This window comes from Parabacteroides sp. AM08-6 (assembly GCF_003473295.1).
In the GTDB taxonomy this organism is placed as follows: domain Bacteria; phylum Bacteroidota; class Bacteroidia; order Bacteroidales; family Tannerellaceae; genus Parabacteroides.
The window spans coordinates 116337-139592 of the sequence record NZ_QRMP01000006.1 but is presented as its reverse complement, the minus strand read 5'-3'; the positions used below and the strand labels follow the sequence as shown (position 1 = coordinate 139592).

The 23256-nt window shown below is 41.8% G+C and carries 16 protein-coding genes and 1 pseudogene; 9 read left to right on the top strand and 8 right to left on the bottom strand.

The genetic code is table 11. The features are described from left to right. The first annotated feature begins 281 nt into the window (after positions 1 to 281). From DW103_RS06745 to DW103_RS06725, 5 genes are read left to right on the top strand one after another with little or no spacing between them, the layout of a single operon-like run. Positions 282 to 1448 (top strand): efflux RND transporter periplasmic adaptor subunit, encoded by a 1167-nt coding sequence (locus DW103_RS06745; RefSeq protein ID WP_122274900.1) that lies wholly within the window; start codon positions 282 to 284, stop codon positions 1446 to 1448. Beyond that, positions 1445 to 4570, top strand: a complete 3126-nt coding sequence (locus tag DW103_RS06740) for an efflux RND transporter permease subunit (protein ID WP_122274899.1) — start codon at positions 1445 to 1447, stop codon at positions 4568 to 4570. The genes DW103_RS06745 and DW103_RS06740 overlap by 4 nt, the downstream gene beginning before the upstream one ends. 33 nt (positions 4571 to 4603) lie before the next feature. Then, positions 4604 to 5980, top strand: coding sequence for an efflux transporter outer membrane subunit (locus DW103_RS06735; RefSeq protein ID WP_122274898.1), 1377 nt, complete (start codon positions 4604 to 4606; stop codon positions 5978 to 5980). Between the two features lie 39 nt (positions 5981 to 6019). Then, a complete protein-coding gene (metA, locus tag DW103_RS06730) occupies positions 6020 to 6952 on the top strand; it encodes a homoserine O-succinyltransferase (RefSeq protein WP_122274897.1) in 933 nt (310 codons plus the stop codon). A gap of 3 nt (positions 6953 to 6955) precedes the next feature. Beyond that, positions 6956 to 8788 carry a U32 family peptidase gene (locus DW103_RS06725; RefSeq protein ID WP_122274896.1) on the top strand — a complete coding sequence of 611 codons (1833 nt, stop codon included), beginning with the start codon at positions 6956 to 6958 and terminating at the stop codon, positions 8786 to 8788. A 288-nt stretch (positions 8789 to 9076) separates the two neighbouring features. On the opposite strand, the gene DW103_RS06720 is transcribed toward DW103_RS06725, so the two are convergent. Next, entirely contained in the window at positions 9077 to 9568 is a 492-nt protein-coding gene (locus DW103_RS06720; protein ID WP_122274905.1) for a WbuC family cupin fold metalloprotein, read from the bottom strand. A 98-nt stretch (positions 9569 to 9666) separates the two neighbouring features. Here DW103_RS06720 and DW103_RS06715 point away from each other — a divergent pair, with 98 nt between their 5' ends. From DW103_RS06715 to DW103_RS18250, 3 genes are all read left to right on the top strand, one after another. Next, positions 9667 to 12405: a substrate-binding domain-containing protein gene (locus tag DW103_RS06715; protein ID WP_122274895.1), complete on the top strand. Its 2739-nt coding sequence runs from the start codon at positions 9667 to 9669 to the stop codon at positions 12403 to 12405. A 195-nt stretch (positions 12406 to 12600) separates the two neighbouring features. Then, entirely contained in the window at positions 12601 to 13470 is an 870-nt protein-coding gene (locus tag DW103_RS06710) for a carbohydrate kinase (protein ID WP_370453465.1), read from the top strand. A 206-nt stretch (positions 13471 to 13676) separates the two neighbouring features. Continuing rightward, positions 13677 to 13853: a hypothetical protein gene (locus tag DW103_RS18250; protein WP_199652985.1), complete on the top strand. Its 177-nt coding sequence runs from the start codon at positions 13677 to 13679 to the stop codon at positions 13851 to 13853. Between the two features lie 77 nt (positions 13854 to 13930). Here DW103_RS18250 and DW103_RS06705 read toward each other — a convergent pair whose 3' ends face one another. Beyond that, entirely contained in the window at positions 13931 to 14419 is a 489-nt protein-coding gene (locus tag DW103_RS06705; RefSeq protein ID WP_122274893.1) for an SPOR domain-containing protein, read from the bottom strand. 85 nt (positions 14420 to 14504) lie between these two features. On the opposite strand from DW103_RS06705, the gene DW103_RS06700 reads away from it, so the two are divergent. Continuing rightward, complete coding sequence (locus DW103_RS06700; protein WP_199652984.1) at positions 14505 to 16625, top strand: S9 family peptidase; 2121 nt, start codon at positions 14505 to 14507, stop codon at positions 16623 to 16625. A 104-nt stretch (positions 16626 to 16729) separates the two neighbouring features. Here DW103_RS06700 and DW103_RS06695 read toward each other — a convergent pair whose 3' ends face one another. The 6 genes and pseudogenes from DW103_RS06695 to DW103_RS18245 form a co-directional block, all read right to left on the bottom strand. Continuing rightward, positions 16730 to 18049 (bottom strand): ABC transporter permease, encoded by a 1320-nt coding sequence (locus DW103_RS06695; protein WP_122274892.1) that lies wholly within the window; start codon positions 18047 to 18049, stop codon positions 16730 to 16732. Beyond that, positions 18046 to 18972, bottom strand: coding sequence for an ABC transporter ATP-binding protein (locus tag DW103_RS06690; protein ID WP_122274891.1), 927 nt, complete (start codon positions 18970 to 18972; stop codon positions 18046 to 18048). Before DW103_RS06690 ends, DW103_RS06695 begins: the two co-directional genes overlap by 4 nt. A 14-nt stretch (positions 18973 to 18986) precedes the next feature. Continuing rightward, entirely contained in the window at positions 18987 to 21086 is a 2100-nt protein-coding gene (dnaG, locus tag DW103_RS06685; RefSeq protein WP_122274890.1) for a DNA primase, read from the bottom strand. 303 nt (positions 21087 to 21389) lie between these two features. Continuing rightward, positions 21390 to 22031 carry a hypothetical protein gene (locus tag DW103_RS06680; protein WP_122274889.1) on the bottom strand — a complete coding sequence of 214 codons (642 nt, stop codon included), beginning with the start codon at positions 22029 to 22031 and terminating at the stop codon, positions 21390 to 21392. A 120-nt stretch (positions 22032 to 22151) separates the two neighbouring features. Continuing rightward, positions 22152 to 22850, bottom strand: a complete 699-nt coding sequence (locus tag DW103_RS06675; protein WP_122274888.1) for a hypothetical protein — start codon at positions 22848 to 22850, stop codon at positions 22152 to 22154. A gap of 103 nt (positions 22851 to 22953) precedes the next feature. Continuing rightward, positions 22954 to 23256, bottom strand: a pseudogene (locus DW103_RS18245) (hypothetical protein); the annotation flags it as partial.

Here is a 23256-nt window from a genome sequence, read left to right as displayed (position 1 = left end):
ATGTTGCCCTTACACGTTTGGCCCATTGGTATGACCAGGTCGATCGTTCGGGCTTCTTGTCATTCTTTACGGGGAATTGGCATGGAAATATTGTAGAATTATTCTACAATATTTCCATACATTGATATTTCTGTTCATAGATAATTCTATCTATATCTTTGATATTTAATAATGTAATTTTTTTTAACGCATTCTTTAAAACAATGGTATGATTATTTCATTCTTTATAATAGATAGGTAGATAAATGGCAATTAAAAAGTTATTTTATAGGTATTAGAAAATGATAGGTGAAAGATTGTTTAAAGAAGCTGCTTTATTTGTAGCTTTATTGATTTTGATTACTGCATGCCGTCATAAGGATGAGCCGCAACGTCCACTTGTAATTGTAGAAAAGCCGGCAAAAGAAGATGTGCAAATATTTGGGGAATACGTAGGTCGTATCAGGGCTGCAAGGTTTGTAGAAGTGCATGCCCGCGTAGAAGGTTATTTGGAAAAGATGCTGTTTGTAGAAGGAAAAGAAGTGACCCAGAATGAACCTCTGTTTATTATTAACTCTGCTCTTTATAAAGCAAAAGTTGAAAAAGCAAAAGCACAGTTGAAAAAGAATGAGGCACAAGCTGCTAAAGCAAAACGTGATGTGGAACGTTTACAACCTTTGTATGAGCAACATGCTGCCAGTCAGTTGGATTTGGATAATGCTTTAGCTTCATTAGGGGATGCTGAAGCTGATATTGCCATGAGTAAAGCAGATTTGGATCAGGCGCAATTAGAATTGAGTTATACAACGGTAACCTCTCCGTTATCCGGATATATCAGTGAACGCTTTGTAGATGTGGGTGCATTAGTTGGACCAGGTGTTAACTCTAAACTTGCCGCTGTAGTAAAAAGCGATACCGTATTGGTTGATTTCAAAATGACAGCATTGGATTATTTACGTGCCGAGCGTCGTAATATTAAATTCGGGGAACAAGATACAACCCGTTCTTGGCAACCTACTGTAACCGTAACGCTGGCTGATGATTCAGAATATCCGGTTAAAGGAATTGTCGATTTTGCTGACCCAATTGTGGATCCGCAGACTGGAACTTTCGGAGTACGTGCAGAACTGCCTAATCCTAATCAGAAACTTCTTCCCGGACAGTTTACAAAAGTCAAATTGCTACTTGATGTTCGTGAACGTGCGATAGTCGTTCCTCGTAAAGCTATTTCAATAGAGAAAGGAGGAGCATTTATTTATATTGTCCGCCGGGATAATGTCGCGGAAAAACGTTTTGTACAAACAGGGCCGGAGATTGGTAATAACATCGTGATAGAGCGCGGTTTGGGAGAAAATGAGCAAGTTGTAGTCGAAGGCTATCATAAGTTAGTTCCTGGTTTGTTGGTACAACCCATACAGGCAGGTGATGAGAAAGCAATTGAAGCATTAAGAGAGGAGGCAGAAAAATGAGATCGGGATTTTTTATTGATCGTCCGGTCTTCTCGACAGTTCTTTCTTTGGTGATTGTGATTGTCGGAATTATAGGACTGGTTATGCTGCCGGTAGACCAGTATCCGCAGATTACACCACCTGTTGTAAAGATTAGTGCTTCGTATCCGGGAGCTAGTGCCTTAACCGTGTCTCAGGCAGTTGCGACTCCAATTGAACAAGAACTAAATGGTACTCCCGGTATGATATATATGCAGAGCAGTAGTTCTAATTCCGGTGGGTTAACGATTACTGTTACTTTTGATGTTAATGCCAATCCGGATCTTTCGGCCGTAGAAATACAAAACCGGGTAAAATTAGCAGAAGCACGTTTACCTGCAGATGTTATACAAAATGGTATTACTGTCGAAAAACAGTCTGCCAGTCAGTTGATGACATTAAGTTTACTTTCTGATGACCCTCGCTTTGATGAAATCTATCTGAGCAATTTTGCCACTATAAATGTGCTTGACGTACTTCGTCGTATTCCGGGAGTAGGTCGTGTGTCTAATGTAGGTAGCCGTTATTATGGAATGCAGATATGGGTATATCCGGATCGTCTTGCAAATATGGGGCTGACAGTTAAGGATTTACAGAATGCTTTGAAAGAACAGAACAGTGAGTCTGCTGCCGGAGAATTAGGAAAACAACCCGTTCTTGACGTAGATATTACGTTGCCGGTGACTGCCCGTGGCCGCTTATCGACAGTAAAAGAGTTTGAGGACATCGTAGTCCGCGCCAATCCTGACGGTTCGATTGTTCGTATCCGGGATGTAGCCCGTGTTTCTCTCGAAGCTTCTTCCTATTCGACAGAAAGTGGTTTGAATGGAAAGAATGCTGCAATTTTGTCTATTTATATGTTGCCAGGTGCAAATGCACTTGATGTTGCAGCCGATGTAAAACAGGCGATGAAAGAAATTAGCCGGAATTTTCCTGAAGGCTTGGAATATAAATTCCCTTTTGATGCGACAGAATATATATCCCAATCTATTCATGAAGTATATAAGACCTTGTTTGAAGCTCTTTTTCTTGTCGTTCTTGTCGTTTTTCTTTCCTTGCAAAATTGGCGGGCAGCCTTGATTCCTACTATCGCTGTTCCGATTTCATTGATAGGAACTTTCGGTTTTATGCTGATTATGGGGTTCTCTTTGAATATGTTGACATTGTTAGGTCTTATTCTGGCGATTGGTATAGTGGTGGATGATGCTATTGTAGTTGTGGAGAATGTAGAACGTGTGATGAACGAGGAACATCTTTCTCCTCGCGAGGCTACTCATAGGGCTATGCGGGAATTGACCGGGGCATTAATAGCCACATCTTTGGTATTGGCAGCTGTATTTGTTCCTGTAAGTTTTTTGAGTGGAATAACAGGAGCTTTGTACCGCCAATTTTCCATTACGATTGTAGTATCCGTATTATTGTCTACTGTTGTGGCATTAACACTGAGCCCTGCCATGTGCGCCATTCTTTTGCGTCCTACAACGAAAAAGAAAAATTTTGTTTTTCGTAAAATTAATATCTGGTTGGGAAAAGGTAATAAGCAATATATTCACTTATTACGTATGGCTTTCAGTAATCAGAAAAGAGTCTTGGCTGGCTTTGGTATGGTTATCGTATTTATTTTTGTCTTGAATCGTATTGTCCCTACCAGCTTTATTCCGGAAGAGGATCAAGGCTTTTTTACAGTAGAGTTGGTGATGCCGGAGGGCGCAACATTGGAGCGTACCCGCAAAGTAACAGACCGGGCAATCGAGTTTCTTGAAAAGTTACCTGCTGTTGCTTATGTACAGAATGTAACAGGTAGCAGTACCCGGGTAGGGACTTCACAAAGTCGCTCTACTTTAACTGTCATATTGAAACCGTGGGAAGAACGTAAATCTTCAGGTATGGGAGTGGCTGACGTGATGGAAGTAGCTCGTAAGGAATTTTATTATTATCCGGAAGTATTAGCTTATTTAAATCGTCCACCTGTGATTCCTGGTTTAGGCGAAAGTGGTGGTTTGGAAATGCAACTTGAAGCTCGTGGTGATGCCAGTTGGGAAAATCTTGTGGCGGCGACCGATACTTTCATGTTGTATGCTTCAAGAGCACCGGAGCTAACAGGTGTATCGTCTGCTTTGCAATCTGAAATACCGCAGTTGTATTTCAATGTGGACAGGGATAGGGCTAAATTCTTAGGAATTCCGTTGACAGATATTTTTTCGACGATGAAAGCTTATCTGGGATCTGTTTATGTGAATGATTTTAATATGTTCAATCGTATCTATAAAGTATATATTCAGGCAGAAGCTCCTTATCGTGCAACTCGTGATAATCTGGATCTCTTTTTTGTCCGGGCACAGAATGGAGCGATGATTCCGTTGACAGCTTTAGGTACGACCAGCTATACGACTGGTCCGGGTACCATCAAACGTTTTAATATGTTTACTACTGCAGCAATCAGTGCAGTCGCTGCACCCGGTTATAGTTCTGGTGAAGCAATGGCTGCCATGCAACGGATTACCCGCCAACATCTACCTGAGAATATCGGAATAGAATGGAGCGGCTTGTCTTATCAGGAAAAGAGAGCGGGCGGACAAACCGGTTTTGTGTTGGCTCTTGTTTTTCTGTTTGTATTTCTATTTCTGGCAGCGCAATATGAAAGTTGGATTGTGCCGATATCCGTTTTGCTTTCATTGCCGGTTGCTGCTTTGGGTGCTTATTTGGGTATTTGGGTAACAGGGTTGCACAATGATATCTATTTCCAGATAGGCTTGGTTACTTTAATTGGCCTGGCTGCAAAGAATGCTATTTTAATAGTTGAATTTGCTAAGGTACAAGTCGATACCGGTATCGATGTGGTACAAGCTGCCATTCATGCTGCTCAGATGCGTTTTCGTCCTATTTTGATGACATCACTTGCATTCGTATTGGGTATGCTTCCGATGGTACTTGCAAGCGGACCGGGCTCAGCTTCCCGGCATAGCCTTGGAACCGGTGTGTTTTTCGGAATGCTGGTGGTTATTACTGTCGGTATTGTTCTTGTACCATTCTTTTTTGTTTTCGTCTATAAGATAAAAAAGAAATTAAGGATGAATAGAATTAGTTTGAAAAATAAATCGTAGGACATTAAGAGAGTAAAACAAAATCGGAAAAACATGAAATATAAATATATAAGTCTATATATAACTTTATTAATAATCTCCTTAGGTCTTTTTTCCTGTAAAATAGGAAAAAAATATGTACGTCCGGAGCTGAATCTTCCCGAGGAGATTGTGGAGGGGGCTGATACTTCATCTGTAAATGAAATCCCTTGGAAAAGTCTTTATACCGACACTATTTTGCAACAACTCATTACGACAGCGCTTGAGAATAATAAGGATATGCTAATCGCTGCTGCAAAAATCAAAGAGATGATTGCTGCCAAACGTATTACTTTTGCCGAGCAATTTCCCGAAATAGGAGCTCGTATTTACGGACAGAAGGAGGAGTTGAATTACGGTGGACACAATGCTAAACCGGATCCGGAATTCGGAGCTAAACTAAATCTTTCCTGGGAACTCGATTTATGGGGAAATCTCCGTTGGGCGAATGATGCAGCCGTTGCGGCTTATATGCAAACGGTTGAAGGGCGCCATGCTCTCCGGATGACAATCATTGCTGAAGTAGCGGCTGCTTATTATCAACTTTGCGCTCTCGACCGTGAATTGACAATCGTGCAACATACCCTGGCGGCGCGTCGTGAGGGAGTACGTTTGGCAAAGCTTCGTTTTGAAGGCGGTTTAACTTCCGAAACTTCTTATAGTCAGGCGCAGGTAGAGCTGGCTCGTACTGAAACATTGCTTCCCGCCATAGAAAGCAAGATAAAAATAAAAGAAAGTGATCTTTCATTCTTGTTAGGAGAATATACGGGTGATATTCCCCGTGGACTACCTCTTAGTGAGCAACATCTGCCGGATGCCTTACCTGTCGGACTTCCTTCTTCCTTGTTGGAACGTCGTCCGGATATGCGCCAGGCCGAACAAAAGTTGCGGGAAGCTAATGCCCGGGTAGGAGTGGCACAGACGGATTTATTCCCGAAAATAAGTCTTACCGGATACTTGGGATTCGAGAGTGATGAATTAAGTAATTTCATAAAGAGTCCGGCATGGTTCTTGGCAGGTGATTTGCTTCAACCTCTTTTTGCGATGGGGAAAAACAAGGCGAAACTGAAAGCAGCACAAGCGAGGTATGAACAGGAAGTGTATGCTTATCAAAAGAATGTATTAGGAGCTTTTAAAGAGGTTAACAATGCAATAGTCACAATCCGTAAGGCGAAAGAAGTACGTATCTCCTATGAAAAACTGGAAAACGCAGCCAATACCTATGTTCAGCTGGCTCAATTGCAATATATCAACGGTGTGACAAACTATATTGACGTATTGGATGCACAGCGTGGATATCTGGACGCGCAACTCAGTCTGAACAATGCCGTTCTGGACGAACTTCTTGCTGCAGTTTATCTGTATAAAGCATTGGGTGGGGGATATGATTAATTTTAATTATCTTTGTTGTCTTAAACAATATAGATAAAGATGCCTTTAAACCTACAAAAAAACTTACCGGCTGTTGAATTGCTGAAGAAGGAACACATCTTTGTGATGGATTCCCTGCGTGCATCCGAACAGGATATTCGCCCGCTTCGTGTGGTGGTGTTAAATTTGATGCCGCTGAAGATAACGACGGAAACCGATTTAATCCGTCTTCTGAGTAATACCCCTTTGCAGGTGGAATTGGAGTTCATGAAAATAAAAGGCCATACTCCTAAAAATACTCCAATCGAACACATGCAGGAGTTTTATAAGGACTTTGACGAAATGAAGGACGACTTTTACGATGGAATGATAATAACAGGAGCTCCGGTGGAACAGATGCCTTTCGAAGAAGTCAGTTATTGGGGTGAAATATCCGAGATATTTGATTGGGCTCGTACGCATGTGACTTCTACTTTATATATATGCTGGGCAGCTCAGGCCGGACTGTATCATTTTTACGGAGTGCCCAAGTATGACCTTCCTGCTAAAATGTTCGGTGTATTCCGTCATACAATGCGGGAACCCTATGTCCCTATTTTCCGTGGTTTTGATGACGAGTTTTATGTGCCCCACAGCCGGCATACCGAGATTCGTCGTGAAGATGTGAGAAAAGTACCCGAACTGACATTACTTTCCGAAAGTGAAGAGTCCGGTGTTTATATGGCAATGTCACGGGGCGGACGTGAGTTTTTTATCACCGGTCATTCCGAGTATTCACCCTATACATTGAACGATGAATATGTGAGGGATGTAAACAAAGGACTTCCCATTTCCGTTCCCCACAATTATTACCGGGATGATAATCCGGCTCTGGGACCGGTTGTCCGTTGGCGCGGCCATGCCAACTTATTATTTACAAATTGGCTGAACTATTACGTTTATCAGGAAACTCCTTTCAATAGGGAAGATATTAAAAATCTCGGTAGCCTGTAGTCTATGCAATCATCTTTTCGTAAAATAGAACTTCTTTCTCCTGCCAAAGATTTGGAATGCGGGATAGAAGCCATTAATCATGGTGCAGATGCCGTTTATATCGGAGCGCCAAAGTTCGGAGCACGTGCCGCAGCCGGCAATTCGCTTGAAGATATTCGGCAATTATGCGATTATGCACACTTGTTCGGTGCTCATATATATGTCGCTCTTAATACGATTTTGAAAGATGATGAATTACCTGAAGTTGAAAAACTGATTTGGAACTTATATCGTGCCGGAACCGATGCCCTGATTGTGCAGGATATGGGGATTACACAGCTTGATTTGCCTCCTATTCCACTTCATGCCAGTACACAAACTGATAACCGTACGCCGGAAAAAGTGAAATTTCTGGAAGACTCCGGTTTTACTCAAGTAGTTCTGGCACGCGAACTTTCCCTGAATGAAATACGGCGTATTTCCGAACAAACAACCGTTCCACTCGAAGTCTTTGTGCATGGAGCCCTTTGTGTCAGCTATAGCGGGCAATGCTATTTAAGTGCAGCCTTGAGCGGGCGTAGTGCCAATCGTGGAGAGTGTGCGCAGTATTGCCGTTTGCCTTATACAATGGTCGATGCCAACGGTACGGAAATCGTATCCGGCAAACATCTGCTTTCCTTGAAAGATATGAATCGTTCCGAACAACTGGAAGCTTTGATGGATGCAGGAGTTTCTTCCTTTAAGATAGAAGGAAGATTGAAAGATGTAACATACGTTAAGAATGTGACAGCTTTCTACCGGAAAAAACTGGATGCCATTTTGTCCCGTCGTCCCGAATATCTTCGCGCTTCGGACGGAAAAAGTACTTATACTTTTGAACCGGTAGTCGAGAAAAGCTTTAACCGTGGTTTTACATCCTTCTTTCTGGAAAAGCGTACAGTTGATATAACTGCTTTCAACACTCCGAAATCATTAGGCGAACCGGTTGGGACAGTCAAGGAAATAAGAGGAAACTCATTTACCATTGCCGGATTGAAACAATTGAATAATGGAGATGGCTTAGTCTTTTTTAATGCTCGTGGCGAACTGGAAGGCTTTCGTGTTAATCGGGTAGAGGCCAATCGGGTATTTCCATTGGAAATGCCGGATATTCATCCTAAGATGCCTGTTTACCGCAATTATGATCAGGCATTCGAGAAAGTTTTATCCCGTCCGTCGGCAGAACGGAAACTGACTGTCTGCATGGAATTTTCGGATAATCCGTTTGGCTTTACCCTTTCCTTGGAAGACGAGAGTAATGCACGCGTTATGCTTACACAACCATTCGAAAGAGAATTGGCCCGTCGTGACCAGCAAGAGAATATCCGGACGCAGCTTTCCAAACTTGGAAATACACCTTTTGAGGCGAAGGAAGTAAAAGTCCGAATGTCATCGAATTGGTTTGTCCCCTCTTCTTTATTGGCAGAAATGCGCCGTCAGGCGGTCGATAAACTGCTGGCCGCCCGTCGTATCCGTTATCAGCGTGAATGTATAAAGCCGGTACGCCCATTAAAAGAGACTCCTTTTCCGGAGAAACAACTCACTTATTTAGGAAATGTTGCAAACCGGAAAGCGAAAGCTTTCTATGTTGCTCATGGAGTAGGACAGATTGCACCGGCCTTCGAATTATCTCCCGAAAAAGAAGTCCCTTTGATGTTTACGAAACACTGCCTGCGCTATAGTATGGGCTGGTGTCCTACTTATCAAAAAGACAAATCTCCTTATCAAGAACCCTTTTATCTTCTTTACAAAGATACTCGTCTGCGTTTGCATTTTGATTGTAAACATTGCTTGATGCAGGTATTTGCAGAGAGATAATACACTCCCATGCGTTTTGCGCAAATTTCATCCTTCAACCTTCGTTTTGAAAATAAATACCTGTTAATGTGATGGTTACGCTGAATGATGGGGCTGGATGTATCCTTCATATCATTCAGCCCGTTTTCCCGATAAAAATTCCTCCTTTATTTTATCCTGAATGTAGCAGGAATCTACTGTCTTTCACAGCATAAATTATTTCTTTCGAAATTACTTATTCTCCTTTGCTGCCGGCTTGACAAGGTTGCCTACCAGGGTCGTTAAGATTGCTGACCAAGGTCGTTAAGCTTACTGACCCTGCTCGCTAAGACTGTTGACTTGCTCCTCCAACCATATCATATATGAACCGACGCTTTCTGTATCTTCCGCTACCGGACTCCAAGGGGCTAAGTTGTCCGGTGTAAGGGGGGCAAAAGGACCTTGTTTTATCTCGTAAATCACAGAACCGGACTCTAAAACCAATAATCCGTGCCATGTTCCCGCTTTTATTTCGGCTCCGTAAGTGCCTTCTTTCGGGTTAAGTATCAATTTCTCTGTGATATTTCCATCATTATCAAAAATGAAAACAGCCACTTTTCCTCGCAAAAGCAAGAATATTTCCTCCTTGTCCGGATTTGAATGACGGTGTGGGCGCAGGTAAGTGCCGGGCTCCATCGCATTCAGCAAACGGTTGATGGGATCATCCAGTTGTTCATGGAAATTATAATTCATTCGCAGACGGGGAGATTGTTTAGCACGTTCGGTCGTCGCATCAAGTAGCTGTTTATTAATCGTTTTCATGTGAACATTTGATTTTATGTGTTGCGAATATACAAAATAATTATTGGACAGTCCCTTGTTTATCCGTACATTTGCAGAAATCTGTAAGCAAATAACATATGAAGCCATGCAGAACTTTTTATAAAAGTGCTTTTTTAATACTTCTGATATTGTGTATTTCGTGTAAATCCGGACACAAAGAAAAGAAATTTGTTATTGGTATCTCCCAATGTACGATGGAAGGTGCTTGGCGTAAAACTATGTTACTAGATATGAAAGCTCAGGCCGCTGAATATCCGAACCTTACACTTCTCGTTGAAAATGCGGCAGATAGTAGTCAATTACAGGTAGAACAAATCCGTAAACTGATAAAACAAAAAGTCGATGTTCTGATAATCTCACCGAATGAGAGAGAGCCTGTCACACCGGTCGCTATCGAAGCTTTTCGTGTCGGCATTCCGACTATTCTGATAGATAGAAAAATCAATTCGGATGAATATACTACTTATATCGGCGGCGACAACTATGGAATAGGTCGTTCCGCCGGTAATTTTGTGAATAGCCTGGTGAAGAAAAAACATTCTACGGTTGTTGAAATCTGGGGACTTTCCGGTTCTTCTTCTGCCCAGGAACGTCATCGGGGCTTTCAGGATGCCCTGTCCTCTCATGTCCAGGTGAAGGAAATTGAAGGAAATTGGCAGGGACATCTTGTGGCATCGGAAGTTATGAAGCTGGATTCTTTAAATGAGGTGGATGTCCTGTTTGCACATAACGATGTGATGGCACTTGCCGCACGGGAAGCTATAGGGGCCTATGCACCGGAATTGGTCGATAGAATAAAATTTATCGGAATAGATGCTTTACCCGGACATGGTTCTGGTTTGGAGGCCGTCGTACAGGGCAAACTGACGGCTTCTTTTTTGTATCCTACCGGAGGGGGATTAGCCGTGAAAGTAGCGATGCAAATATTGAACGGACAAACAGTTGCAAAAAACTATGTTTTGTCGTCTGCCCTTATTGATAAAAATAATGCCGGTACTCTATTTGTACAGACCGAACAGGTGGTAGACTATCAGAACCGGATAGAGACACAGCGGGAGACGCTTGAAAAGCTTTTATCCGAATATAAGTTCCTTCAGAGCTCTGTAGGGATTATCCTTTTATTGATGGGGCTTTTAATGCTTTCCGCTCTTTATGTGATACATGTGAACCGAAAAATACGTCGTAAAAATCATGAATTGAAACGTACGAACTGGCAAGTCGAACAACAAAAAGAAAAACTGGCGGAAGCCAACCGTTATATAGAGAAAGCTACGACACAGAAGTTACAGTTTTTTACCAATATCACTCATGAAATAAAAACACCGCTCACGCTGATATTGGGGCCTTTACGTAAACTGTCGAAAGAAGCTCCTGCGAATACTTCTTTTTCGGATGATATACGCATTATTAAAAAGAATGCAGACAGGCTGAAACGAGTAGTAGACCAGCTATTGGACTTCCGTAAAGTGGAAAGTAATAAGATGAATATGCGGGTTTCGCCTATTGATATGGTTGCTTTTGTTGCCGAGGTGAAATCTTGTTTTGACAATATGGCGGTAGATAAACAAATACATTTTGTTTTCGAACACGACCAGCCTTCTCTTCTTCTTTGGGTCGACTTGGATAAGATGGAAAAGATATTGGCCAATCTTCTGTCTAATGCTTTCAAATTTACATTGGATGGAGGAACGATTATTATTTCTTTGCAGGATAGAGGGGAACATATTTTATTATCCGTTGAAGATAACGGAAAGGGTATTCCCCCGGAAAATATAGCTTCGGTCTTTGACCGCTTTTTCACCGGCGATCAGAATTATGTGACCGGAACAGGTATCGGTTTGCATTTAACCCGTGAATTTGTTCTGATGCATAAAGGTCATATTCGGGTAAACAGTACGCCCGGTATTCGTACTGTTTTCACGGTTGAGTTGTTAAAAGGTAAGTCTCATTTTGACCCCTCCTGCACATTCGACCCGACTGTCACGGAATTATCCGGCGGGGTGAGCAATCCGGATACTTCCGATGTGGAGGAAATACTTCAGAAAACTTATGCTTATACAGTTTTAATAGTAGAAGACGACTCCGACATACGAACTTATTTGCAGGAAGAATTACAACGGAATTTCCGCGTTTTGTCCGCTGTAAATGGACTACAAGCTTTGAATATTCTTGAGAAGGAGGAAATCTCGCTGGTTGTAAGTGATGTGATGATGCCGGAAATGAACGGATTCGATTTGTGCCGGAAAATTAAGTCGGATATAGTGCTGAGCCATATTCCTGTAATTTTGCTTACGGCCCTTTCGGACGATAGCCAACATATCTATGGTATTGCCGGCGGAGCAGACGAATATATCCAGAAACCATTCAACATTGAGATAGTAAAACTTCGCATCATCAAAATTCTTGAAGACAGGGCTCGTCAGCGGGAAGCTTTTGCACTCGAATTCCGGTCTCCTGAAGCTTTTGCTCCGAAAGAGGAAAAAGTGGAAAGTATGGATGACCTGTTTATGCGCAGATTCATAAAACTGATTGAGGAATCGTATGCGGACCCTGAATTTAGCATTGAAAGAGGAAGTGAGAAATTAGGGTTATCACGCGTACACCTTTATCGGAAAGTAAAAGAACTGTCAGGCGTTACTCCTACGGACTTTCTGCGTAATTACCGTTTAAAGAAAGCTGCAGCATTACTTCGGACGAAAACTCATAATGTGAATGAAGTAGCGTATGCTACAGGGTTTACTTCTCCTTCTTATTTCTCAAAATGTTTCAAGTCCGTATATAATATTACTCCGACCGAGTACTTGGAACAAAAGTAGGGGACTACTTCTCTTCTCTATCACTCTCGTTACATGGATGTAACATTTGTCTGTATCAAATGAAAATAAACAGGTTATGTAACGATAGTTGTCATTTCTGTAACATTAGTTATCGTATTGTTCCGAATCGGCTTATACATTTGCACTGTCAACAAACGGAAGTTTATCCTTGTCAGTATAACTATAATGGAACAAATGCAAAACAACAAGAAAAAGCCGATTGTAGTCGGTATCGGTGAACTCTTATGGGATATGCTTCCCACAGGGAAAAAGGCAGGTGGTGCTCCTATAAATTTTGTATATCATGCATCACGATTAGGAGCAGAGGGATATGCCATCAGTGCTGTGGGAGATGATGATTTAGGACGTGAAATCCTGAAAGAGTTGGATGCTAATTCAATTCGGTATCTGGTAGAGAAGGTCCCTTATCCGACCGGAACCGTACAGGTGGATTTGCAGGAAGGAGGCGTACCTGTCTATACCATTAACGAACGAGTGGCATGGGACCATCTTTCGCCTACATCCAATGCGATTGATTTAGCCGAACAGGCTGACGCGATTTGCTTTGGTACTTTAGGACAACGTTCCGTACAGTCACGGGAAACGATACAGGCCATTTTGTCTTTTGCTCCTGAAGAAGCTTATCGGTGTTTCGATATAAACTTGCGTCAGTCATATTATACAAAAGAATTGATTGAAGAGTCTTTGTATCTGGCAAATGTGTTGAAGATTAATGACATGGAACTGGCAACTATCAGAGGTTTGTTCAATCTGAACGGAACGGATAAGGAAGCTGCCGAATGGTTCCTCGAAAAATATAATCTCCGGATGGTCGTACTTACAGCCGGTCCTTCATACAGTACGATATATACGAAGGAAGAGACTTCGACACTTGACACTCCTGTAGTGGATGTGGCGGATACGGTAGGGGCCGGAGACGCATTTACGGGCGCACTGATTACCTCGTTATTGAAAGGTGCTTCTTTGAAGGAAGCTCATAAGTATGCAGTAAAGATTGCCGCTTATGTTTGTACAAAAGAAGGTGCATGGCCGGTTTATGAATAAGAATTTTAGAATTATATTAATAGGAACCACAATTTTTAAGGCAAAAAGAAAAAGTAAATGTTTTAGGTTTTTTTGTTTTGGTTGATGGAATGGTCCGGAATAGTTTCCGGGCCATTTTTGTTTGGGGTAATAAAAGGGCAAGCTGCGTGAACTATCTGCTTGAATCTCCTGTTGAATAATTGTAAAAACATAAATAATGAAAGAATATGGACAAAGAACTTACTAAAATCCCGGAAAGTGCAGAATCGAAAGTCTTGGATAAGGAAAGAGAAAAGTATCCCGTACAACAGGTTTCGGTAACTCTTCCGATAACCGATAAAGAAGTAGAATCGGCTGTTAAAGAAATAAACCCGGATGCGGATAGCTTGGGTTCGAGAGGATAAATGCAATGAGCAGATACAAAAAAGACTTCCTGTATCTATACCGGGAAGCCTTTTTTATATTACTGTATATGATAATCTTAATATTTGCGTTCCAAAATCCAGGCATCCTGGAAGTTAGGAGCATATTTTGCTTTGATGGCATCGCGACTGTCGGCAGCATCGGCTTTGTCATTGAAGCTGGCAACGATAACACGAAGCATGCCTTGTTCGTTTTCACCTAACACGGCATTGTAACCGTCGTTTTGCATACGTTCTTTCAGGGAGTAAGCATTTGTTTTGTTCTTGAAACTTCCGATAACAACACTGTAACGTTTCAGTCTGCTGGCATCTTCTCCTTGTGCCGCATTGATTTTTTCCGAACGTGTGTTAACGTTGGAAGTTCTCGGTTTCGATACCGGAGCTGCTTCTTCAACAACTTCTGTTTCTTCAACTACCTCGACAGGGGCCGTAGTTTCTTTTTCTTTAGCTTGTTCGTAAGCTGCTTTATACGCACTCTGTTTAGGTTTACATGAGCCCATTGCTAATACCATACATATAGCGGCTCCAAATAACCAAATCTTATTCATACTGTTCAGTTCTTAAATTACTTGTGCAAAGATATAAATTATATTTAGTAATTTCGTCCCCAAAACACAATATATTATAAACTACATGAATAAATTTATCGGAACTATGGTTATGGCAACATCCGTATTATTAGGTGCTTGTGATATGAAGACTGATGTGAGCCTAAATGTGAATGTAACCGGTGCTGACGATATCATCGGACGTTCGGATATTAAAATCCCGGATGGCCGTATGACGCCGGAGGCTTTGTGGGCAATGGGACGTATCGGTGGTATGAATGTCTCGCCGGATGGTAAGAAAGTGGTATATACGGTTGCATACTACAGTGTGCCGGAAAACAAAAGCAACCGCGAAGTCTATGTAATGAACGCCGACGGCACGGATAACAAGCAGATTACAAAGACTAAATATTCTGAAAATGAAGCCGTTTGGATTAAAGGGGGAAAGAAGATTGCTTTCCTTTGTAACGAAAGCGGTAAAAGCCAGCTTTGGGAAATGGACCCGGACGGAAGCCATCGTAAAAAATTATCCGATTATGATGGCGATATCGAAGGTTTTGCTTTCTCACCGGATGAAAAGAAGGTTCTCTTTATCTCGCAGGTGAAAACGGTGAAGAGCACTGCTGATAAATATCCGGATTTAGATAAGGCGACCGGTATCATTATTACCGATTTGATGTATAAACACTGGGATGAATGGGTGACAACGGCTCCACATCCTTTTATTGCTGATTTTGATGGTACGAATATCAGTAATCCGGTCGATATTATGGAGGGGGAACCTTTTGAAAGTCCGATGAAGCCTTTTGGCGGTATCGAACAATTAGCGTGGAATACGACTTCGGATAAGGTGGCTTATACCAGTCGTAAGAAAACAGGAAAAGAGTATGCTATCTCTACAAATTCAGATATTTATGTTTATGATTTGAATACGAAACAGACAACTAATATCAGCGAAGAAAACAAGGGATATGATACCAATCCCCAATATTCTCCCGATGGTAAAAGTATAGCCTGGCTGAGTATGGAACGCGACGGCTACGAAGCCGACCAGAACCGTTTGATGGTAATGAACCTGGAAACGGGCGAAAAGACATTTGTAAGTAAAGATTTCGATTCGAATGTGGATGCTTTCGTCTGGAGTGCGGATGCTAAAAAACTGTACTTTACCGGTGTATGGCATGGCGAGACACAAGTGTATGGCATCGACCTGGCTGCCGGGAATAAAATAACCCCGCTTACCTCCGGAATGTACGATTATGCCGGTGTTTCCCTGTTGGGTGAAAATAAGTTGATTGCGCAGCGGCATTCTTTGAGCATGGGAGATGAAATCTATGCGATTGATTTGGCTGATAATAATAAGGTCACCCAGTTGACATTCGAAAACAAACAGATATACGAGCAACTGGCTGTGGGAAAAGTGGAAGGACGATGGATGACAACGACCGATGGCAAGCAGATGTTGACTTGGATAATTTATCCTCCTCATTTTGACCCGAACAAAAAGTATCCGACTCTGTTATTCTGTGAAGGTGGGCCTCAAAGTCCTGTCAGTCAGTTCTGGTCATATCGCTGGAATATGCAAATAATGGCTGCGAACGATTATATTATTGTGGCTCCGAACCGCCGTGGTTTGCCGGGCTTCGGCATGGAATGGAACGAACAGATTAGCGGAGATTATGGTGGCCAGTGTATGAAGGATTATTTTACGGCTATCGATGAAATGGCGAAAGAACCGTATGTGGATGAGGAGCGTTTGGGTTGTGTAGGTGCAAGTTTCGGAGGCTTCTCTGTTTACTGGCTGGCCGGACATCATGACAAACGGTTCAAAGTGTTTATCGCTCACGATGGTATTTTCAATATGGAAATGCAATATCTGGAAACGGAAGAAATGTGGTTTGCCAACTGGGATATGGGAGGTGCTTACTGGGAAAAACAGAATGCAACGGCTCAGCGTACATTTGCAAATTCCCCGCATCTGTTTGTGGATAAATGGGATACGCCCATTCTTTGTATTCATGGAGAAAAAGATTATCGAATCCTGGCAAATCAAGGAATGGCAGCCTTCAACGCGGCTGTACTCCGGGGAGTTCCTGCGGAATTGTTGATTTATCCGGATGAAAACCATTGGGTTCTGAAACCTCAGAATGGAGTGCTTTGGCAGAGGACGTTCTTTGAATGGTTGGATATGTGGTTGAAGAAATAAAAGCTTTGCTTTCTATGAAAACGGCTGATACCGATTGCTTTTATGCAAATAGTATCAGCCGTTTTTATTTATCTAATCGACTGATTTATATCGATTGATATGTTTTATTTATATTTTAGCCATTTCATCATTTCTTTGATGTCCGGCTTTTTGCCATACATTAATATACCGACACGGTAGATTTTGCCGGAGAACCAGACTATCAGGATGGCGGAAGCGAACAGTAATGCAAATGATAATAAGATTTCCCATACCGGAATGTCGAATGGCAGGCGTACCATCATGACAATCGGCGAGGTGAAGGGAATCATCGAACACCAGAATGCCAGCGGGCCGTCAGGATTATTCATGCTGTAAATACCTGCGTATAGACTGAATACCATTAGCAACATGATTGGAGTCATAAACTGGGAAGCGTCTTCCTGCTGTTCCAGTGCACTTCCGATGGCTGCAAATAGGGCTGCATACAATAAGTAACCGCCAATGAAGTACAAAATGAAGCAACTGCCTATCATTCCGAAGTTTATCGAATTAATGACTTCTTGTATCTGGATATTCATATTGGGAGTATTGGCGGCTATGTCACCCATTCCCTGAGCTGCCATTTGGGCATTCATCACGTCTTCGGGAGAGGCACTTCCGTTAAAGAAGAAAAGGCTGCCGGCAACTAAGACCGATGTCAGTATTGCCCACAAAAATACTTGGGTCAACCCGACAAAGCCGATACCGATAATTTTTCCCATCATCAAGTCGAATGGTTTGACGGATGATATCATGACTTCAATGATACGATTTGTTTTTTCTTCCATCACGCCCTGCATCACCATACTTCCGTACATGATGATAAACATATAAATGATTAGTGTAAGAACCATGCCCAATATGGATGCAACTTCGGCGGAAGTGTTTTTCTCGCCTCCGTCTTGGTCCCATTTAACTGTCTTGATGTTGAAATTAATCTTACTGTCGGCAATGATTTGCTTCAGGTTCTCTATGTTGTATGTCTCCAGTTTTTCATCTTTCAGATAATTGGATAACGTTTCGTCTATCACGTTTTTCAATCCTAAAGGAATTTGTTTCTCCGAGTAGAGAGTGGCGGCAGACGGATTTTGCAACAAATCTTCCGTGATATTCAGGAAAGCAAAAATCTCCTTATCCGGATTTTTACGGTATTCTTCGATGCTGCTCCCTTTTTCTGTAATGAAGTTATATTCTTCCGTATTTTTGAATAACGGAGCATATTTGCCTGTAGCATCGATAATGGCCACTTGCTTGGCATCATCGCCCTTGATGGTGGACAACCAAAGCGGCACGAATACCAGGGCGGCAAAGATAAAAGGGGTCAGGAATGTGAGTAGGAGAAACGACTTTTTGCTGACACGGCGCAGGTATTCTCTTTTTATAATAAGTCCTATCTTATTCATGCTTGTGTAGTATTTGTACCGGAAACGGTGTTAATAAATATATCGTTCATCGATGGAATTTCTTCCGTGAAGGAGATGATTTCTGCCTGTCCGGCCAAGGTGGTCAACAAAGTAGAGTTCCTTATTTCTGTTTCCTTGTGGATACGCATTTCGCTTATGCCGCTCTGTTCCTGATTGTCCAGAATGGAGAACATTCCGGGAACTTCTTGTATCGAGCTGCCTTCCGTCTGGAATTTCAACGTGAAGTTATTGGTCTTGAAGCGACTTCTTACTTCCGTCACATTTCCGGATAGTACCACGTGCGAGCGGTTTATCAAAGCGATATTATCGCAGATTTCTTCGACCGATGCCATATTATGGGTCGAGAAGATAATCGTATGGCCTGCATTTTTCAGTTCGAGTATCTCTTTTTTCAGCATTTCGGCATTTACCGGGTCGAAACCACTGAACGGTTCGTCGAAGATAAGCAGTTTGGGCTCGTGGATGATTGTCGTAATAAACTGAATTTTCTGTTGCATACCTTTCGACAACTCTTCCAGCTTTTTGTTCCACCAAGGCATGATGTCGAACTTTTCGAACCAGCTGGTCAGTCGTTTGCGGGCTTCCTGGTAAGATAAACCTTTCAGCTGAGCCAGATAGATAGCCTGTTCGCCGACTTTCATTTTTTTGTATAACCCACGTTCTTCCGGCAGGTAACCAATCTGATAGATATCGTCTGGTTGCGACTCCCGTCCGTTGAAAAGAACCCGTCCGCTATCGGGAGCGGTAATACGATTGATAATACGTATTAAAGTGGTTTTGCCGGCACCGTTCGGTCCTAATAGTCCGAATATCTGACCTTCGGGTACCTGGATGCTGACCTTGTCGAGTGCAAGGTGGTTGGCGTATTGCTTGACCACATCTTCCGTTTCCAAGAAATTCATAAGCGTTTGATTTATTACATTTTTAATATGATACGTTCTCCTAACTCTTTGCTAAGTGCATTTTTTATTTCGTTCAGGCGCGTCAGCTTTTTCATCAATTCGATTGTTTGTTCCATGTCTCCGTTTGTCTGCAATTCTTTCAGCTTGCCTTGTATCTCTTTGATTTTATGTAATATATAGGCATCCTTGAAGGCATACAATTCACGTATGACGAGTTGGTCCAGTTTGTTTTCTTCCTGTTCCAGTTCTCTGTATTTCGAATGGTATTTGCTCAGTTGATATTTTTCACTTATCAGGTTGGCAGCCAGACGACTGACATTCGGGTCCGGATGAGCCAGAAAATAACGATTGGCTATGAAACCTTTTTCATGACAACGTTCGGAAGCTTCTTCCATCATGCTTCTGAAAAGAGGCGTATAAAATGTCAACTCGTCCCGTTCCAGTTCGGAGCGGATATATTCCGCAACCAGAATAGTTATCTCTTCATTTGTTTCCTCGTCGGTATATTCGAATAATTTTCTTTCGCCATATCTGACGATATAGCGCAATAAAGCCACTTCGTATGCCTCATAAGGCGAACGTTTGGGCTTCGTCTCCATGGAGATAGGAGGAGGAACCGGTATTGGGCCGGTTTCTTCCTGCGGATATTCTTCCGGAGGGGGAGGCGGTATGCTATCGTCGGACGGCATAAAACTCTCTTCGGAGGCATAAGTCTCTTCCGGATACGACTGATAGCCGGGAATATCCGGATATTCCGGTATATTGACCGCTCCGGCTGAAGGGGGAGGGGCGGCAGTCTGCTTTTGCTCCTTATTCAAGCGGATTTTATTGATTTCGTTGAGCAGCAACTTTTCGTCTATCTCCATCATGGCACTACACTCGCGGATATAGAGCGAGCGGGCAATGTTGTCCGGGATAATGGCTACCGTCCGGATAATATCGGAGATGAGAGCGGAGCGTTTAATCGGGTCGTTTCCGGCATCATCCAACAGCAAACGGGTCTTGAAGCGAATAAAATCCGTTTCGTTTTGTTTGATAAATTCGGCGAATTGGCTGGAATTATGCTTGCGTGCGAACGAATCCGGGTCTTCCCCGTCCGGTAGCAGCACAACTTTGACATTCATCCCGTCTTCCAATAGCAGGTCGATACCGCGCAAAGCCGCTTTTATACCCGCCGCATCCCCATCATACAAAACCGTAATATTACTGGTGAAACGATGGATAAGCCGGATTTGTCCCTGTGTAAGTGCCGTTCCGGACGAAGCCACCACATTCTCCACTCCGGCTTGGTGCATGGAAATGACATCCGTATAACCTTCCACCAGAAAACAACGGTCTGCTTTTACTATTGCTTGTTTGGCAAAGAAGATGCCGTATAGCTCATTACTTTTATGATAGATTTCGCTTTCCGGGGAATTGACGTATTTCGCCGTTTTTTCATCCTTCTTTAGTACACGTCCACCGAAAGCCACTACTTTTCCACTCAAGGTATGCACAGGGAAAATAACGCGTCCACGGAAACGGTCGTTTACATTCCCGTTTTCGTAAGCAATAATCAAGCCTGTTTTTTCCAGAAATTCCTTTTTGTAACCGTTCTTGATTGCAGCTTTGTATAATGCGTCCCGGTTGTCCAAGCTATATCCCAGTTGGAATTTACGGATTGTGTCTTCGCGAAAACCGCGTTCGGCAAAATAGCGTAAACCGACGGTTTTTCCTTCCACATGCTCATAAAGCTGAGTCGTGAAATATTTTTGTGCCCAGCTGTTCACAATCAGCATGCTTTCTCGGTCGCTGCGGATTTGTTTTTCCCTGTCCGACAGTTCCCGTTCCTGTATTTCGATATTGTATTTTTTAGCCAGGAAGCGCAAAGCATCAAAATACGTCAACTGTTCGTGCTTCATAATGAAATGCACGGCAGTTCCACCTTCACCGCAAGCAAAGCATTTACAAATGTTTTTAGCCGGCGAGACATAGAATGAGGGTGATTTATCCGTATGGAACGGACATAATCCTACATAGTTTACACCTCTTTTTCGAAGAGTTACGAATTCGGAAACAACATCCACAATGTTTGCAGCGTCCAATATCCGGTCTATGGTAGGTTGATCTATCATTTAGTTCCTTACATTATATTTTTTGTGAGGACAAATGTAGCGATAATTTTCTTATGGTTGATACGATATATCATACGGATGATTTCGAAAAAAGTATAGGACGTCTTTCCAATTACCTGCCGTTCTATTTACTGGTTGATAACCGTCGGCCAATTGGCTGACAATTATCAACCAGCTGGCTGACGGTTATGAGCCAGCTGGCCGATAATTATCAGCCAGTAAATAGGAAGGCAGAAAATCTGAAAAACATTGGGAGGAATTTCTTTGAACATCGTGACTTTTAGGGGAATGGGATAGCCCATCTTATTTGAACTTGAAAGCCCCTGATAATTCCTTCTGGTACTTGTTGAAATTCTTTTCTCCCTTTTCTGTCAGCATAAAATACAAAAATATATTCCTATCTTCTTTTCCGGCAACAATCGCTTTGGCTCTCTTGTACTTGTTCTCATACGACTGACCTGCTAAATTATAAGGATATCCAACTGCCCAGTCGGCTTTGAACATTTTCTTAGCCTTATGCTTTGAATAATGAGTTATCATCTGATTCAAGGCTTCTGTTTCATTTTTATTAGCCACTTCATTTCTTTTACCGAATCTGAAGTCTCTTTTTATTCTGTCAAAGGGTGTTTTTGTGTTATCGATGTAAATAAAAACCACGCAATCACAATCCTGCGAACGTATGATACCGGTAACTTTGCCGAAAAAAACTTTAAAAGCTGTCGATGCAAAAACTTCTTCATCTCCATTAAGTTGTTTCTCGGTTGGTTCCGGGCATTCTTCTCTCACCGGAGTGACATAAATTGGTTCCTCGTTATGTGGGGGATAGAAAGACGGTGGTATCTGCACGGTTATTTTGGATACTTCAGCGGCATGTTGTAACTCAGTTTGGGAAAAACAGTTTATGAATGCATTGATTAGTAGCAATGTAAAAAATAACTTTCTCATATTTCTAATTATTTTATTTGTTTAATTCATATTTCAAATATTATTCTGCGATAAAAGGCCTGAAAAATATAAGGACTCATAGGCAGAAGTCGTAATAGTCTCTGAATTAGATAAGTTGAACTATTTAAATCTGAATGCTCCTGATAATTCTTTCAGATACTTGTCAAAATTCTTGGAACCTTTTTCTGTCAGCATAAAATACAGGAATATATCCCTTTCCCCTTTTTTAGCAACAACGGCTTTGCAGATATTGTATTTGTTCTCGTATACCTCACCAGATAGATTGAAGGGATATTCGACCGCCCAATCGGCATTGAACATTTTCTTAGCCTTATGCTTTGAATAATGGGTTATCATTTGATTCAAGTCTTTTATATCGTTTTTACTGGCTCCTTTGTATTTATTGCCGTATTGAAAATCCCGTTTTATTCTGTTGAAAGTTAAGCTTTCATACGAAAACAAATCAGCTCTTTTAGACATTAGAGTCTTTGTACTTATTTGGAGATCTCCCATATAAATAAAAATCACACATTCGGTATCCTGATGGCGTAGAATGCTAGCAACCACTTCAAAAAAGACTTTAAAAGCAGTAGGCCCATGAGATGGTTCATTTCTGTAATCTTGTTTAATAGTCGGATAAGGTGACTCTTCCGATACCGGAGTAACATAAATCCCCTCCTTATTTTGAGAAGCCGAATAGGAAAATGGCAAATTTACTTCCATATCCAATATTTTTGCAGCTGACTCCAGTCTGGTTTGTGCAAAACAGTTTACAATAAATACATTTATCGCAAATAATATAAAAAATAGCTTTCTCATCTCGTTTTGAATTTAAGTTGAAACATAGCTTTTGTAAAAGAAATTGCTTAAATAATAACAACCTGTGTCATAGTTTTTTATACACCTATATGATAACTTGATTTTATTTGAACTTGAATGCTCCTGATAATTCTTTCAGATACTTTTCAAAATTCTTGGCACCTTTTTCTGTCAGCATAAAATACAGGAACATATCTCTTTCCCCCTTTTTAGCAACGACGGCTTTGCAGATATTGTATTTGTTCTCATATACCTCACCAGAGAGATTGAAAGGATATTCGACTGCCCAATTGGTATTGAACATTTTCTTAGCCTTATGCTTTGAATAATGGGTTATCATTTCATTCAAGTCTTTTATATCGTTTTTACTGGCCCCTTTGTATTTGTTACCATATTGAAAATCCCA